The sequence below is a fragment of the Sphingomonas sp. LH128 genome, from assembly GCF_000293195.2.
GTDB classification, from domain to species: Bacteria; Pseudomonadota; Alphaproteobacteria; order Sphingomonadales; family Sphingomonadaceae; genus Novosphingobium; species Novosphingobium resinovorum_A.
Genome location: NZ_ALVC01000057.1, coordinates 1 through 17,120, shown reverse-complemented (window position 1 = coordinate 17,120; position 17,120 = coordinate 1). Strand labels below are relative to the sequence as shown.

12 protein-coding genes are annotated in these 17,120 nt (G+C 67.1%); all 12 read left to right on the top strand.

The annotated features are described in order from the left end of the window. The first annotated feature begins 38 nt into the window (after positions 1-38). Positions 39-545 (top strand): YybH family protein, encoded by a 507-nt coding sequence (locus LH128_RS31280; protein WP_008828586.1) that lies wholly within the window; start codon positions 39-41, stop codon positions 543-545. A gap of 186 nt (positions 546-731) precedes the next feature. Further along, the gene (locus LH128_RS31275) at positions 732-1,358 is read left to right on the top strand and encodes a TetR/AcrR family transcriptional regulator (RefSeq protein WP_008828585.1); all 627 of its coding nucleotides are present in this window, start codon (positions 732-734) and stop codon (positions 1,356-1,358) included. Between the two features lie 290 nt (positions 1,359-1,648). Beyond that, a complete protein-coding gene (locus LH128_RS05450) occupies positions 1,649-2,185 on the top strand; it encodes a sigma-70 family RNA polymerase sigma factor (protein ID WP_309141549.1) in 537 nt (178 codons plus the stop codon). A 33-nt stretch (positions 2,186-2,218) separates the two neighbouring features. After that, positions 2,219-3,133, top strand: a complete 915-nt coding sequence (locus tag LH128_RS05445) for a FecR family protein (protein WP_172704957.1) — start codon at positions 2,219-2,221, stop codon at positions 3,131-3,133. Between the two features lie 31 nt (positions 3,134-3,164). Next, entirely contained in the window at positions 3,165-5,474 is a 2,310-nt protein-coding gene (locus LH128_RS05440; RefSeq protein WP_008828582.1) for a TonB-dependent receptor, read from the top strand. Positions 5,475-5,659: 185 nt separating this feature from the next. Beyond that, positions 5,660-12,490, top strand: a complete 6,831-nt coding sequence (locus LH128_RS05435; RefSeq protein WP_172704956.1) for a pertactin-like passenger domain-containing protein — start codon at positions 5,660-5,662, stop codon at positions 12,488-12,490. Positions 12,491-12,654: 164 nt separating this feature from the next. Next, positions 12,655-13,752, top strand: a complete 1,098-nt coding sequence (locus LH128_RS05430; protein WP_008828580.1) for a TIGR03032 family protein — start codon at positions 12,655-12,657, stop codon at positions 13,750-13,752. Between the two features lie 28 nt (positions 13,753-13,780). Then, a complete protein-coding gene (locus tag LH128_RS05425) occupies positions 13,781-13,966 on the top strand; it encodes a hypothetical protein (protein ID WP_008828579.1) in 186 nt (61 codons plus the stop codon). A gap of 127 nt (positions 13,967-14,093) precedes the next feature. Continuing rightward, positions 14,094-14,990 carry a helix-turn-helix domain-containing protein gene (locus LH128_RS31270; RefSeq protein WP_008828578.1) on the top strand — a complete coding sequence of 299 codons (897 nt, stop codon included), beginning with the start codon at positions 14,094-14,096 and terminating at the stop codon, positions 14,988-14,990. Positions 14,991-15,097: 107 nt separating this feature from the next. Next, the gene (locus tag LH128_RS05415; RefSeq protein ID WP_008828577.1) at positions 15,098-15,982 is read left to right on the top strand and encodes an SDR family NAD(P)-dependent oxidoreductase; all 885 of its coding nucleotides are present in this window, start codon (positions 15,098-15,100) and stop codon (positions 15,980-15,982) included. Positions 15,983-16,185: 203 nt separating this feature from the next. Further along, positions 16,186-16,623: a hypothetical protein gene (locus tag LH128_RS05410; RefSeq protein ID WP_008828576.1), complete on the top strand. Its 438-nt coding sequence runs from the start codon at positions 16,186-16,188 to the stop codon at positions 16,621-16,623. A gap of 10 nt (positions 16,624-16,633) precedes the next feature. Further along, positions 16,634-17,120 (top strand): hypothetical protein (locus LH128_RS05405; protein WP_008828575.1); only part of this gene is annotated, 487 nt, incomplete at its 3' end.

The following is a 17,120-nucleotide window of genomic DNA, read 5'->3' as shown; positions in this document are numbered from 1 at the left end:
ATCGGCAAGCACGACATACATAACAAGCGAGGACGACGATGAATGACCTTCTGAACCGGCTGGATGGCGATGCAGGCGTCAGGCGAACCCTGGCTCGCCTTGGAGATTCGATCTTCCGCCGCGATCCCGAGGCGCATGGCGAATGCTATGCCGAGGACGGTGAATGGCACGCTTTCGGGACCATCACCCGCGGGCGTCAGGCCGTCGTCGATCACTGGTGGAACGTCATGCAGGGTTTTCCCTTCGTCCGGCAGTCGATTTCCTCGCTGGTGATCGAGGTGGACGGGGACACGGCCGCGTCTCGCGGGCATGTGGACGAAGTGCTGCGCATGCCTGACGGATCGTATCAGGTGGTGATGGGCATCTATCACAGCACCTTCCGCAAACACGGAGACGAATGGCTCATCAAGGTGCACCGCTACGATCAAGTCTATTACGGGTCGCCGATGCTGGACGGGAAGTTCTTCCCGGTCATGGACTACGACAAGCCGCCGCACGATCCGGACCCCTCACGCATGACCGCGACGATGGACATCAGCCTCTGACGGAAAGCGGCAGCCCCGGCGCGGCAGCCGGCAACCGATTGGGGACGATCGAAAGGACCCGGCATTATATACGTATGTGCCAAATGAAATCCGGTGCCCGCCGCTGGTGCGAAGGCTTGGCTTCGCTGATCTGCGGCAGTAGCGTGAGCGGTCACGACGTCTCTTCGAAATCGAGGTAAATCGCCCATGCCGCGCATAGTCGATCACGAACAGCGGCGCAGGGAGATCGCCAAAGTCGTATCCGGCATTGTGCTAAAAGGCGGCGTCGAGGCCGTCACCATCCGCGCCGTGGCCGAGGAGTGCGGCTACAGCACCACTATCGTGTGCCACTACTTTCGCAGCAAGCACGAAATGCTGGCCTATACCCAGCGGGTCGCATGGCAGCGGGGACTGGCGCGGATCAGGAAGGCGAGCAGGGACGGCAAGGACTTGCTGGCATGCCTCGACTTCGCGCTGCCCATCACAAGCCCGCGCTGGCAGGACTGGCACTGCTGGCTGGCGTTCTGGGGACAGACCCCGGATATCGAGGGCATCGAAACGGAGTGGTCGGAAAGCAGCACCGTCAGCAACGACGTGTTCGTCGATCTGATCGTGAAGGCACAGGCGCGGGGCGAATTCGATCCGACCGAGGATGCCAGGGACGTGGCGACCGACATCCAGGTCGCGATCAACGGCATCGCGACCCTGGTTGCCATTCAGCGTTCGGACTGGCCTGCCAGGCGTCAGCGCGAAATGCTGCGCAAGCATCTGCTGCGCCTGGGCTACCGGCCGAGGAATCAGGAGCCCGGAATGACGGACGGCACCTCGACCTGATTTCATCGCGCGCCGAATGCACACCCGGCGATCCGCCCTGCGCGCGAAACACCCGGACCTCGGGACGCGATTAGGCGGGCCCTTAGACGAACGAAGAAAGATACGACAGGCGCCTTGCCGCGACCTGGAAAATGCGTTCGTCGATCGGAAGCCGGCGCCCGGCGCATGGTTTTCCGAAGGGGCGCTCCAGTCACAGGTTTGACGGCATACCGTGCTGCGCGTTGTGCGATGCAGCGATGGGGCTTGCAATGCTCCCATTTTGGTTTCTAGTTTGTGACAAACGGTTGAACGTGGATCGGCTCTCCAGTGTGATGGATATCGAAGGCGCGGGCTCCAGCAGGCTTGCGGGGGTGTTGCTCGCGAATCGTGCCCGGCTGCGGGCCTACCTCATGGCGCGCGGCGCGGGGGATATTGCCGAGGACATCCTGCAGGAAATGTGGATCAAGGCCTCGTCGATCGACCGCGATGTCGAACCGAGCCCGCTGTCCTACCTTTTTCGTATGGCCGAGCGCCTGCTGCTCGATGCCCGGCGGCAGGGTGCCCGCCGCTCGGTGCGGGATGCCGGCTGGGCCGAGGTCAATGACCGGGACCAGCAGCCCTCGGCCGAGCAGGCGCTGATCGCCCGGCAGCAGGTCGGCATCGCCTCGCAGCGGCTGCGGGACCTGGGGCCGCGCGTGGAACACGTCTTCCGCCGCTATCGGCTGGAAGGCGTGGAACAGCGGGTAATAGCCGAGGAACTGGGCGTGAGCCTGAGCACGGTGGAGAAGGACTTGCGCAAGGCTTACGTCGCCCTTCTGGATATCAGGAGCGGCCTCGATGCGGATTGACGGCGGCGGCGGCGTTATGTGCCGGAGATTATGGTGACGGACAAGGCACGCCTCGACAACGAAGCGCTCGAATGGGTGATCCGGCTGGGCGATCCCCGGTTCGCGGACTGGGATGCGCTGACGGCGTGGCTCGCCCTGTCGCCGGATCACGCGCGTGCTTTCGACATCCTGCAGCTTGCCGAGGCCAAGGCGGTGGACGAGGTGGCGCAGGGGCTTCCCCCTTCCCGGGCCGAGTTCGTCGCGGTCAACGACAACCCTTCGCGGCGATACCTGCCGGCGGGCATCGCCGCTGGGGTGGCGGTGCTGGTGGGCCTCGGCTTGTGGCTGGGCCTCAGGGGCGAGGATGCGCGGCCCTGGCAGGAGTATCGCACTGCGGCCGGCGTGCACCGTGATCTGCAACTGGCCGACGGCACCCGCCTTGCGCTCAACGGCGATACGGTGGTCCGGCTCGATCCCGGCGGGCGCGGGGCGGCGCTGGTGTCGGGCGAGGCGCTGTTCGTCGTGCGCCACGATGCGGCGCGGCCTTTCGTCGTCACCGCGGGCGGGGCGACTATCACCGACCTGGGCACACGCTTCGACGTCGTGAGCGAGCCCGGGCGGCTGGCCGTAAGCGTCGCCGAAGGCTCGGTGGCGGTGGCGCAGGCGGAGGGTGAGGGAGGGCTGGTCCTCACTGCCGGGCAGGGGTTCGAACGGGCAGGAACACGCGGGCGACGGTTCGATCTTGCGCCCGAGGGCGTCGCCGGCTGGCGCGAAGGGCGGTTGCACTACGAGGATGCCCCGGTATCGCTGGTCCTCGCCGACGTTGCCCGCGCGACCGGGCTGCGCGTGGAACTGGAGGGGCAGGGCGGGGACCGGCGCTTTACCGGAACGATCGGCCTCGACGGGCCGCCCGAAGCGGTGAAGGAACGGGTGCGCCTGCTGCTGAGCGCGGACGGCGGTTCGGACTGAGATGCGCGGGCGGGGGGTCTTCGCTCTCGCAATGGCGCTTGTCGCGGCGCCGGACCGGGCCTGCGCCCGCGACCTTGCGATACCTTCGTGCACCCTCGCGGAGGCGATCGACATCATTGCGCGCGGCACCGGCGCCAGCATCGGCACCACCAACCCGGCGCTGTTACGGCGACGGATCGCGTCCAAGCGGGTGTCGGGCGGGGTCGACAACATGCTCCGGCAGATTCTCGGCAACGGCGTGATGCTGCGCCGGCTCGGCGGCGATTCGTGGCTGATCGTCGGCCTGCGCCGGCTTGAAGCGGAGCCCGTGTCCGCCCTGATCCCGATGCGTCCGCCCGAACCCGGCGGTGCGGCGATCGTCGTCGCTCGGAGCCGGAGCGATGCGGCGCTGCATGCGTTTCCCCTCACCGCGCGGGTCATGCCCGGTGCGATGATCGATGCGGCTGCGGCGATGCGAGGCAGCGATGCGCTGACGGACAGGGTGGCGCTGGTGAGCGGAACGCACCTGGGGCCGGGGCGCGACAAGCTGTTCTTGCGGGGGATCGCCGATTCGAGCTTCGCTGGCACCCGTGCGGCGACGGTGGCGCCGTACCTCGGGGAGCAGCGGCTGACCTATCGTGCGGCCGATCCCGGCCTGCTGCCGCTCGACCTGGAGCAGGTGGAGGTGCTTCCCGGCCCCCACGGCACGCTCTACGGTGCGGGCGCCCTGGGCGGCATCGTCCGGTTGCAGCCGCGCGCTCCCGATCTCGGCGAGGCATCGGCGCGGGGCTGGGGCGGAATCTCGGCGACGGCGCACGGAGCGATGGGGGGCGACCTCGGCGGCCTGGCCAACCTGCCGGTGGTGGAGGGGCAGCTGGGCTTGCGCGTGCTGGGCTATCGATCGGACGCCGGAGGCTACATCGACGATACGGCGCGCGGGGACAAGGACGTCAATCGTGTGCGCACGACCGGTGGCAGGCTGGCGCTGCGCTACCGTCAGGGCGACTGGACCGCGGACATCGGCGGCGCGGTCCAGGCGATCCGCAGCCGCGATGCGCAGTACGCGCAGCCGGGCACGGGATCGGGGGCGGCAGGCGCGCTGGAGCGGCGCAGCGGTGTCGCCGAGCCATCGTCCGACCATATCGCGCTTGCCTCCGCCACGGTGAGGCGCGGCGGCGAGCCGGTGCATGTCAGCGCGACGGTGGGCGCGGTGGAACAGCGCATGGACCAGAACTATGCCGCCACCGCGCGCGATGGCGGCGCGATCCTCTATCGCCAGGCCGACCACGCCAGTCTGGTCACGATCGAGGCTCGGGCGTGGCGGGAGCCCGGCGACGGCCCGGGCTGGGTGGGCGGGGTGAGCATTCTCTCCAGCCGGGCGCGGCAGATCCGTTCCGTGCTGCCCGAAAGCCCCGGCGATCTGCTGCGCGTGCGCAATGACAACACCGAACTCAGTGCTTTCGGCGAAGTGACGCTTGATGCGGGGCCGGGGCTCAGCTTCACCGGCGGCCTGCGCTTCAGCCGCATCACGCTGGATGGGGATGCGCTGGGCAAGCTCGACAGCTTCTACTTCTCGCGCGAGCAGGAGCCGGTGTCGGTGGCGCGCAGCGAGACGCGGCTGCTGCCGTCGCTTGCCGCCACGCTGAAGCTGCATGGCAAGGGGCGGGCCTACGCGCGCTACGAGCGGGGATACCGGCCGGGAGGGGTTGCGGGCGGGATCGTCTCGCGCAAGTTCGCGTCCGACCGGATCGGCACGCTCGAAGTCGGCCTTCGCGACGTGGGGACCGGCCCGCTGGAATGGGACGCGACGCTGGCCTGGAGCCGGTGGCGCGACGTGCAAGGGGACCTGCTGACGCCGGTGGGCCTGACGTATACCGAGAATATCGGCGATGCCCGCGTATTCAGCGCCGATGTCACGGGGCGCGCGCAAGTGACGGGGCGGCTGCAACTGCTGGGCGCGGCGATGGTGGTCCGCGACCGGCTGCATCCGCTGGAATACTTGCGCGACGGCAGCCATTCGCTGCCCAATGTGCCGGGCCTCTCGCTGCGAGGGGAGGCGCGCTATCGTCTGCCGCTGCGCGCGGGGCGGAGCCTCGGGCTCGGCGCGCTGGTCGTGCACGAAGGCGTGTCGCACCTGGGGGCGGGCGCGAACCTCGACTTGCGGCAGGGCGGGGTGACCCGGCTCGACCTGTCGGGGCGGCTGGAACTCGATCGGGCGGTGGTCGCGCTGTCGGTCGAAAACCTGCTGGATGCGCGCGGCGATCGCTTTGCGCTGGGCAATCCCTTCACCTTGCGGGCGGGCGCGCAGACCACGCCGCAGCGCCCGCGCACGGTACGGGTGGGCTTCGAAGCAGGATTTTGAAGAAAAAGTGTCAATTGTGTAATTTCCCTTACGGGTAGGCCCTTGGGGTGGCGTTTTGCCGGCATCGAGGGGGCAACGGGTCGGGTCCCGGGGTTTTTACATCGCCAATGCGCTGCCCGGCTCCGGCCGGTGCGCGCCACGGACCCGACCGACGATTGCTCCTGGACGCTACCAGGGAGCACCACGTGCACGACGACCGCGTTAATACGATCCTCAAGTCCACCCGGCACCTCCGATCCCCCGCCCGTTCACGACCGCGCCGTCATGTATTGCGGCTCGGCACCTGCCTGACCGGCGCCGCCGCCGCGCTGCTGATCGGCACCGCCCCTGCGGCGGCCGCACCGGCCTGCGGCCTGTTGACCCTGACGGCGGTGACCTGCCCGGCCTCGTCCAGCTATCCGGGCGGCATCCATTACGGCGTCGGGGCGGGCGAGACTCCCCAGGACCTGACCGTCCATCTCGGGGACGGCGTTGCGGTGGAAACCGGCGACGACTACGTGAACGGCATCAATGTCACCAACTTCTCGGGCGGTGCGGCGGCGGTGATCGCCGACGGCGCGAGCACGATCGCCACGCAGGGCACCGGTTCGATCGGCGTTGCGGGCAACACCGACGCAGGCGACCTGACGATCCATGTCGGCAGCGTGTCCACCCAGGGGAGCGAGGCACATGGCGTGGTCGCGGGCAGCGTCTCGGGCGCGGTCGATGTCCAGGTCGGCGCGGTAAAGACCAGCGGCGCCTTCTCCGACGGCGTCCACGTTTCCGGCTACAGCGGCGCGATCGGCGTTTCGGCGGGCAGCGTCGAGACCAGCGGGCTCTATTCGCGCGGTATCTACGGGGTCAGCACCCAGGGCAGCCTGACCATCGATGCGGGATCGGTCACCACGCATGGCGACTATTCGGTTGGCATCGACGCGCAGGCGGGCCAGCCGCCGGTGTTCGACGAGGAAACCGGCCAGACCGTGCTGGGCGCGCCGACCGACCTCACGGTCCATGCCGACAGCGTGAAGACGGGCGGCTATGCTTCGGACGGGGTGATCGCCACTAACTTCACGATGGGCGAGACCAAGGTGTCGATCGGCGCGATCGCCACCACCGGGGACGAGAGCTGGGGCGCCTACGCGGGCGGTTTCGGCAACGTCTCGCTCTCTGCCGGGACGGTAGAGACCAGCGGCACCGGCTCGGCCGGGATGGGCGCGGTGAGCATCTACGGCAATGTCGATATCAGCGCGGACAGCGTCACCACCCATGGCGATTTCGCGAACGGCATCAACGTGCTCGCCTATGGCACAGACGCTCAGCTGACCATTACGGCGGGCAGCGTCACCACGGACGGCAACAATTCCGCTGCGATCTATGCGGGGGGCTCGGCAGGCTACCTGGGCGAGAACCACAAGTTCACCGTCAAGGCCGACAGCGTCACCACCAACGGCATCAACACGGCGGGCGTCGTGGTGAAGACGGGCGGCGACGTGGACGTGGACCTCGGCACGGTGACCATCAACGGCGACCGTTCGCGCGGTGTTATCATCCAGAATGCCGATGGCGACGTGACGCTCAACATCGACAGCATCGTCACCAAAGGCGCGGTCGCGCTGGGCCGGGATGCGGTCGGCCTGTCGATCGGCAACAGCTTCGGCACGGTCAATGCCACCATCGGATCGATCACCACGGCGGGCGACCACTCCCCGGCGATCCTGACGAACGGCGTCTATTCCGACCAGCACTTCACCATCGGTTCGTTGACCACCAACGGCAATAACGCGGCGGGCTTCCAGTCCTTCCTCGACCACGGCAACCTCACGCTCGAGGTCGGCGCGATCTCGACCTCGGGCGATGACAGCCCTGGCGTCTACGCGCAGTCCTATGCGGGCGACACGGCGATCAAGGCCGGCCAGGTCACCACCGGCGGGAGCAATTCCACCGGAATCAAGGTCACCGGCGTCAGCACCGGCGGGCTCGATCACCACATCGCCATCGACGCGGGCGCGATCACCACGAAGGGCGACCAGTCCTCGGGCGTGGACGTGCTGGCGCTCGGCAACGACGCGACGATCCATGCGGGCTCGGTGACGACCGGCGGCGCCTACGCCTCGGGCATCAAGGTCTCCGCGTTGCGCGGTTACAGTGAGGACGGCACGTTCTTCGGCGGCGACGTGACGGTGGACGCGGGCACCGTGGTCACCACCGGCGACGATTCGCGCGGGATCGAGACGCGCACCGACGGCAAGACCACGATCACCGCCGTCTCGGTGACGACTTCGGGTGCGAACGCGGCGGGCATTCATGCCTATGGCTACGGCGACATCGCCATCGACGCCGGGACCGTGAAGACCTCCGGCTACCGGTCGGACGGCATCAACGCCAACAACAATGTCGGCGGGCTGTCGGGCGGCATCACCATCACCGCCGGGGAAGTCAGCACCACCGGGGCGCTGTCGAACGGCATCCGCGCCGCCGCCTACTACGGCAGCACCGGCATCAAGGCCGACAAGGTGACCACCACCGGCTACGGTTCCGAGGCGGTCTACGGCTGGAGCTACTACGGCAACGTCGATATTGACGTCGGCTCGGTCGCCACCAGCGGAACGGCGGCGCGCGGCGTAGTCGCCTATTCGGGCGGCACGACCACCATCAACGTGGGCGACGTGACCACCAGCGGCGCGAACGTGAACCGGGCGTTCCTGGGCACCGGCATCAAGGCGGTCGGCGCGGCCGTGCACGTCACTGCGGGCTCGGTCAGCACGGCCGCAGACTATTCCGCCGCGATCTACGCCAATTCCAACTTCGTCCACGACAACGGACAGGCAGAGCGCGACATTTCCGTTACCGCCGGCACGCTGGTGACAACCGGCTTCGGGTCCGACGGCGTCGATGCGATCAATATCGGTCGCGGCGGGAACATCGCGATCGACGTGGGTTCGATCAGCACGCGGGGCGATTACGCATTCGGCGTGTATTCCTATGCCGTCTACGGGTCTAACACCGTGACGGTGGGAGATATCGCCACCCGGGGCAAGGTCGGTCGCGGCATCGATGCCACCAGCGTCTACGGCGACGTCACGATCACCGGCAACACGATCGCCACCAAGGGCGACTATTCCTATGGCGTTCTGGCGAAGACCGGCGGCGCGCGTTTCTCTGCCGGCGAAACGCTTGCCGTCGATGTGGGCGAGGTTACGACCGAGGGCTTCGGTTCGGACGGTGTCCGGGCACTGAGCCTGGGCCGTCAGATGGACACCGTGATCAATGCAGGGTCGGTGAAGACCTCGGGCGACTACGCCTATGGCATCAATGCCTATACCAACGGCGTGGGCAACGCGATTTCCATCACTGCGGGCACCATCGAGACATCGGGCAAGGAGGCACTCGGGATCCAGGCGGTCAACCTGGCGGTGGCCGGGGACATCTCGATCGACGTCGGCAGCATCACCAACCATGGCGATGTCAGCGCGGCGATCTTTGCCTATTCCTATGACGGCAAGGTCTCGATCGACGCGGGCACCGTCACCGGCGGCGCGATCAGCGTATCGGCGCGCTATGGCGACGTGGACGTGAAGGCGGGCACCGTCACTTCCGACCATTACAACAGCACCGGCATCGCCGTCAGCGGCCAGAACATCTCGGTCAAGGTCGACAAGGTCGAGGAGACCGGGACACTCGGCGTCGGCATCCTGGCGCTCGGCGCAAAGACGGTCCGTGTCGATGCGGGCGAGATCCTGACCGCTACCGAAGGCGGCTTCGGCGTCGTCGCAGAGGGCACCGACGTCACCGTGAACGTGGGCAAGGTCAAGACCACGGGGCCGATCGCCACCGGCATCTACGCCGCCGTCTTCGGCACCGGCAATAACGGCGACATCACCGTCACCGATGCCCTCTCGACCGCAGGTGACATCTCCGACGGCGTGTTCGCGATCTCCGGGGGGACCATCGGCATCCACAACCGGGGTACTCTGGAAACCTCGGGGCAGGATTCGCGCGGCATCGTCGGCTTCGGCATGCAGGGCGTGACGATCGACGGAACCGGCACGATCACCACCAGCGGGGAGCGCTCGCTGGGCGTGCTTGCGCAGGCGCTGGGCGGCACAGTCTCGGTCAGCCAGGCGGCGATCAGCACCAGCGGCCACAATGCCGCCGGCCTCTATGCGGGCGTCTATGGCGCGGGCCTCGACGGCCAGCCGCTCAGCGGCGACATCCGCATCGATGTGGGTTCGGTCTCGACCAGCGGCGACCTTTCCGACGGCATCGTCGCGGTGAACGCGGCGCAGGGCGGCGGGATCGACATCACGGCGGGCACGGTGACCACCACCGGAGCCGGATCGGCGGGTATCGTCGCGATCGGTTATTCCGGGGCGATCAGGATCACTGCGGGCGACGTGACCACGACCGGCGACTTCGTGCCGGGCCAGCCGATCGGCGACTATTATTACACCGCGCCGCATTTCAACCACGGCATCTACGCGGTCGGCGCCAGCGTCGACGTGACGGCGACCGGGGCGGTTTCCACCAGAGGAGACTTCGCGACCGGCATCTATGCCGCCGCCCTCGACGGCAAGGTCACCATCCACGCCCGGGATGTCGCCACGACCGGCGACAAGGCGGCTGCCGTGCGCGGCTATTCGGCGAGCGGGGGCGTGTCGGTCACGACGACCGGGACGATCTCGACCAGTGGCCGTAACGCCTACGGCGTACTGGCCTTCGGCGCGGGTCCGCTCGATGTGACCAACAGCGGTGATATCGCCACCTCTGGCCAGTTCGCCCACGGCATCTATGCGCTGGGCGGAACCGGGGCGGTCTCGACCGTATCGATCGCCAACTCCGGCAAGGTGGCGACGAGCGGGGAGGCCGCCAACGCGGTCCGCGCGATCAGCCATGGCGGCGACGTGGACGTGGTCTCCACCGGCACGGTCGAAGCCTCGGGCAAGTACGCCTCGGGCGTGCTCGCGGTCGTCGAAAGGCCCGGGCGCGGCGGCGACAAGGTCGCACTGGCCGAGGGCGAGGCCGAGGCGCTGCCGATGCTGACGGTGGACGTCGGCAAGGTCACCGTTTCGGGCGAGGGTTCGGCGGGCGTGGTCGCTCTCAGTTATCGCGGCGACGTGTCGGTCAAGGCGCAGGCGATCGACGCCTCGAAGGGCGGAGCCGGCCTCTCGACGATCTCTGCGGGCACCACCAGCATCGAGGTCGGCAACGTGTCTTCAGGCGGGCGCGGCATCCTGACGATCAGCGCCGGCGATGCCGAGGCCACCGTCACCGGGTCAGTGATCGCACCCAACCACGTCGCGATCGAGATGAACTCCTTCAGCGGCGACACCGTGCTCAACATCGGCAAGGGCGCGACGGTCATCGGCGGCGGCCAGCACAACCCGGCCGACGATCCTTATGTGGGCATCGGCAATGCGGTGATCCTGGGCTCCTACACCGGCGTGACGCTCAACAACGCGGGCACAATCCGCAACCTGGGCGACGGCTACACGGTCTACATGGCGGACCTCGGCATCGGCGACGAGCTGACCACCGTTTACGGCGCGGCCATCACCAACTCCGGCCTGATCGAGGGCAACGTGAAGATGACGGCGGTGGATGACACCTTCGTCAACAGCGGCCGCTTCGATGCGACGAAGGACAGCGACTTCGGTGCCGGACGGGACGTGTTCACCAACAGCGGCATCCTGGCGGTGTCGAGCGGTACATCCGCTGCGGCACGGGCGGCTGCCGCGCCGGTTTCGGCCACGTTCAAGGGGCTGGAGCGGTTCGAGAACAGCGGCCTCATCGACCTGCGCGGCGGAGCGGCGGGCGACACGCTGACGCTGACCGGCGACTATTTCGGTTCGGGTAATGCCCAGCTCGGGCTCGATCTCGGGAAGGGCGTTGCCGACAAGCTGGTGATTCAGGGAGCGGCGACCGGGTCCACCGGGATCGTGCTCAACCAGAGCGCATCCGATGCCACGCTGCTGACCAAACCGATCGAACTGGTGAAGGTCGGCGCGGGCAGTGCATCGACGGCGTTCCACATGGCGGCGCCGGACGTCGGGCTGGTGCACTATGCGCTCGCATACGAGGCAGGCAGCTTCGGCCTGACCGCGCAGGCCGGTGCGCCGGTCTATCGGCTCGCGCGGATCGGCGAAGGGGCGCAGGCGATCTGGGACCAGTCCGCGCAGGCATGGAGCAGCCACATGACGCAGCTGCGCGACGACGTGCAGCCCGCCGCCCGTCTGTGGGGCCAGGTCTACGGCGGCGTGAGCAACCGCGACGCCGCGCAGGCGATCGGCGGCACCGACTATGCCCTCGACTACCGCCAGGACTTCTACGGGTTCCAGGTGGGCATGGATATCGGCGGGTCGATGACCGATGCGGGCTCCGCCGTGTTCGGCGTGACGGCGGGCTACATCAGCTCGCGCCAGAATTTCGAGCGCGGCGGCGACCGGGCGGAGTTCGACACGGTCAACGTGGGTGCCTACGGCTCGGTCAGGCGCGGGGCGCTGTTCGTCAATGCGCTGGGCCAGTATGCACACCACGCGATCGACGCGCACGGCCGGGTTCTCGACTGGTCGGACAAGACCAGCGGCGACGGTTACGGCCTGCAGGGCGAGATCGGCGCGCGGCTGGGCTCCGACAAGGTGTTCGTCGAACCGTTGGCCTCGCTGGCGTGGCAGATGACGGATATCGCCGGGCTCAACCTGCTGGGTCAGTCGATCGACTTCGGCAAGCTCGACGGGCTGACCGGCAAGCTGGGCGCGCGGATCGGCGGCACGGCCAGGGTCTTCGGAACCGAGGCGGTGTTTTATGCCCGGGGAAGCTGGGTCCACCAGTTCGAGGGCAGGCCCGCCGCGACGCTGGTGAGCGGGGGCACCTCAGAAAGCATCGAGGGCCGCCGCATGGGCGACTACGGGCAGGCGGCGCTGGGCGTGACGATCCTCTCCGAAGGCCCGGTCAGCGGCTTCGTAGAGGGTAACGCCACCTTCGGGTCCAGCACCAGGGGCGGCGGCGGCCGCGCCGGCGTGCGCTTCCAGTTCTGATCCCGCTACCACGAGGGCCGGGCACGCACCCGGCCCTCGCCACAAGCAGAGAACACGACATGACCGACACCGGCTCTGATTCTGGCCCTGATTCTGGCCCCGCTTCTGATCTCGCCACCGCCGAGCGTCCGGCCTCCGCTTCCCCCCCGGAGGCGGAGGCCGGAATGGCTGCGATCCAAACCACCACCGGCCGCGCGTCCGCCCCGGGAACGGAAGCGGCTACGCTCGCACCCGGCGCCACCAACATCGCCGTCTCGCGCGGGTTCAACGCCTGGCTGCGCACGCACCGGGTGAGCCTGGCCTTCACCTCGTACCAGACCGGGCAACTGTTCCTCGTCGGTGCCCACGCCAATGGCACCGTCTCGTTCAACCAGCAGAGCTTCAGCCGCGCGATGGGCGTGTGCTGGCGGCCGGGGCGGCTCTACCTCGGCTCGCTGTCGCAGCTCTGGAGGCTGGAGAACATGCTGCGTCCCGGCGAACTGGGCAACAAGGCGTTCGATGCCGTGCTGGTCCCGCGCAATGCCCAGACCATCGGCGACGTCGATATCCATGAGGTCGGCGCGGACCGGGACGGCCGGGTGATCTTCGTCAACACCAAGTACAGCTGCCTCGCCACGCTGGACCTGACCCACAGCTTCAGGCCGATCTGGAAGCCGGCGTTCATCTCCAAGCTGGCGCCGGAGGACCGCTGCCACCTCAACGGTATGGCGATGGCGGACGGGGAAGTGCGCTACGTCACCGCCGTCAGCCGCTCCGATGTGCTCAGCGGGTGGCGCGAGCGGCGGCATGAGGGCGGGGTGCTGATCGACGTGCGCGACGACCGCATCGTCACCGACCAGCTTTCGATGCCGCATTCCCCGCGCGTGGTCGGCGAACAAGTCTACGTGCTCGACAGCGGACGGGGCCAGATCGTGCGGATCGACCCCGCGAGCGGCGAGAAGACCGACATCGCGTTCTGCCCCGGCTTCCTGCGCGGCATGGCCATCCACCATGGCCATGCCATAGTCACACTCTCGGAGCCGCGCGACGGCACTTTCAAGGGCCTGCTGCTCGATGGCGAACTGAAGAAGCGCGATGCCGAGGCGTGGTGCGGCCTCATGGTCGTGAACCTCGCGACCGGCCACATCGTCGAATGGGTGCGCCTCGAAGGCCACATCACCGAGTTGTTCGATGTCGCCGCCATGCCCGGCGTGGCCTGCCCCATGTCGGTCGGCCCGCAGACCGAGGAAATCCGGAGCACGATCACCTTCGATCAGCTTTGAACGACCCAGGGAGGGAGCAAAGGTCGCGGTGGTTGCCCCTGCCGCGGCCTTCGTCTCGGTTTATCGCGGACAGGCCGGAAAAGAAGACAGTCGGGATCTGGAAATCGAAGATCCGGTGAGCATCTGGAAAGCGGGCGGCCGCGCAATGGACCCGGAGGCCGCCAGATCGAATGTACCGGCCCGGATCGAATGCACCGGCATGGACAGCCAATGACGATTATGTCCTTCTTGGCGATCATGCGAAATCGCGGCATCGATGAAGGGCACTGGCTAATCGTTGGGAGAGGTCGATGGCTACAAGGACCGCGGAGCAATATCCGCCGGAACATTATTCCGGGTGGTTGTTCGGCGCCGACGACACGCCCATCGCGTTCGACAGCTTCAACGCGGAGATCGTCGTCGATTTCGATGGCGGATGGTCGGAACTTCGACGCTTGAAATGGTCGCGTACCTTGGATGCCACCTGGCATACCGATAGACGGTGCTATTTCCTCACGCTGATGCTCGATGGCCCGGTCGAGGTGGATCGCCGGAACGTCGCGCTCGCTCAGATGGCTCCCTATGGGGTCCGGCGGGTCCGGTTGGTCCCGCCGGACCAGACGATCCACTCGGTAAGCGTCGCGGACGGCGAGGCGCGCGCCATGCGCTGTTTCCTCGAGGCGGACCTCGTTGAATCCGTCTGCGCGAGGCCGCCCAGTTTTGAGGAACGGGCACATCTCGGCTCCATCGACCTGAGCGGCGGTCCGCTGGAATGGCTGCTGTTGCGTATGTACCGCGAGATGAGCAATGGAGAGATCGGGCTGCGGATCGCGCTGGAGGGCATCGCGCGTGAAATAGCGGTCGAGATCGCGCGCGCGATCGAGGGAAGGCGGGCTGGGACGCGCCGCCTTTCCGGGGGACTGGCGCCCTGGCGGATGCGCCTGGTGCTCGAACGGATCCATGCCGAAGGCCCGCTGCCGAATATCGTCGAACTCGCCGCGATATGCGGGTTGACGTCCCGCCATCTGGGCCGGGCTTTCCATCAGGAGACCGGTCGGACGCTGGGCAGGTTCATCGCCGCCGCCATGGCCGAGCGGGCCGGCAGGATGCTGGAGGCGGGGGTTCCGGTCGGCGCTGTCGGGGCGGCGCTGGGCTATTCGAGTTCGAGCAGCTTTGCGCATGCGTTTGCGCGGGAGACAGGCGTGTTGCCGTCGAGCATTCGCGACGGTCATCGGCACAGAGGGAGCCGAACATCTTAGCGAAGCGAAAGAAAATGTCCTCATTTCGATGATTGGGAACGCCTCGCGTTGAGGCGCCTGTGCGGCCTGCGTAGCTTTGCGGCAGTCGAGCAGGATGAGGAACTTGAATGGAACGCCAAACAGAGATGGATCTGACCGGCAAGGTTGCGATCATCACGGGTGCTAGCCGCGGGGTAGGGCGGCAGTCCGCACTGGACTTCGCGCGGCGGGGAGCCAGGGTGGTGCTGGCCGCGCGGACGGTCGATACCAGCGACACGCTGCCCGGCAGCCTTGGCGAGACCATGCAGGAAATAGAGGCCTTCGGCGGAGCGGCGCTGGCCGTACAGACCGATCTCGCCAGCGAAGCCGAGCTCAAGAAGCTGGTGGCGGCGGCGGTGGACCGCTTTGGCGGCGTGGACATATTGGTCAACAATGCCGCTGCCACCAACGGGCCGATCTGGAGCACCCGCTTCCTGGACCTGAGCCGCGAGGATTGGCTCTATCAGTTCGATGTCAACGTCCATGCGCCGTTCACGCTGATCCAATTGGTCGTCCCGATCATGGAAAAGCGCGGCGGTGGCCGGATCATCAATCTCTCCACCGGCAGCGGCGAAGTCTTCCGGATGCCGGAGGAGCCGCGCAAACTGGACGCTGTCGGCGAATTCAGCCTCGCCGTGCCCGGCTATTATTCGAGCAAGCGGGCGCTCGATCGGCTCGGGAACTGCCTTGCGCCCGAACTGGCGCAGAAAAATATCTTCATTATCGGCCTCCACCCAGGTCTTGTCGCGACCGAGCTGGTCGCCATCCGCGTGCGGGAAGCCGGATTGGACGACAGCGTGGCAGTGTCGATGACGGTTCCCGCCCGAATGATCGTCTATTTTTCCGCCTGCGAAAATCCGGCCGAATATACGGGCAGGTTGTTCTGGGCCGAGCGCGAACTGGCCGACATGGCTATTCCATTGGACGGTATCGCCCAGCCTTTCGTGAACACCGGATCGACACCGGCCGCTTAACAACCAATGTCAGTAGTGACAGAGTGTGCGGAATAGTACACTCCGATTGACGGCCATCGTTCGGTGTGTTGATCGTATTGTGGCGGAATGAACAAACGCTTACATATGAATAATGTCCTCGGTAACTAACTAAACATACAAAAATTTGTTTTTATTGATTTCTGATACGCACAGACCTGGCAGGCTGATTTGGGAGGATCGCCATGGGACAGTCGGTATCGCAGTGGCTCAAGATGGACCAGGCTGCGCTCGATGCGCTGTTTTCCGCGCACGAGGCGGGGCCGATTCCCGATGGCGAGGCCAGGGGGACGGCGATCATCGCGCCGGGCACCTCGGTTTCGGACGAGATCGCCAAGCTCATCAATATCTTTGCTTGGCAGGGCAAGGTCTTCGACGGCGAGCATGGTTTCCTGCGCAACACCATCCTGCCGTTCGGGCTCAAGGCGATCGTCGCCAAAGTCTACAAGGAGCCGAGCTGGCTGGACGGCAAGGAGTGCATCGTGCTCGACTATTCCGACACCTCGCTGCTGGCATCGCACGTGCGCGACGAGATCCGGATGATCGAGCCGGGGCTCTATCTGGGCAAGGTCTACTGGGACAAGACGCGGCTGATCGACTTCGCGCTCGAGTTCGGCGGCTGATCGGGCCGCCGTGATCCGGCAGGGACACATCTTCATCGCCTCGCCCCTCCGCTTCGGCGTACGCGTCGAACTGGAGCGGACGCTGGCGTCGATGACCTCGTCTCCCGGCCAGGCAGAGCCCGAGAACTGGCTGGTGCCGTTCGGGCGGCTCAAGCGCATCCATGTCGCGCGGTTCGTCGTGCTCGACGATCCCTCGCTGCGGGACCGCATCGCGCTGGCCGAGAGCCTGCCGGTGACCGAGCCGGTGCGATTGGCGTTCATCGCCGACTACGATGGCGGGGATGCGGAGTTCCTCGAGGCGCTGGCGGTGGTGGCGGGGCCGGGGCTGCGCAAGATATTCGGGTTCTGCATCGACTTCGAACCGCGCACCGACCTCATCGCGTGGATGCGCGCCCATCGCTGCCGGACGGCGGCCAATTACATCAACTGGCGCGGGCGGGGCACCCGCCAGATTGCCGAGGAGGCGGCGCTGCATCGCGCGCTGCGCGCGGCGCGGC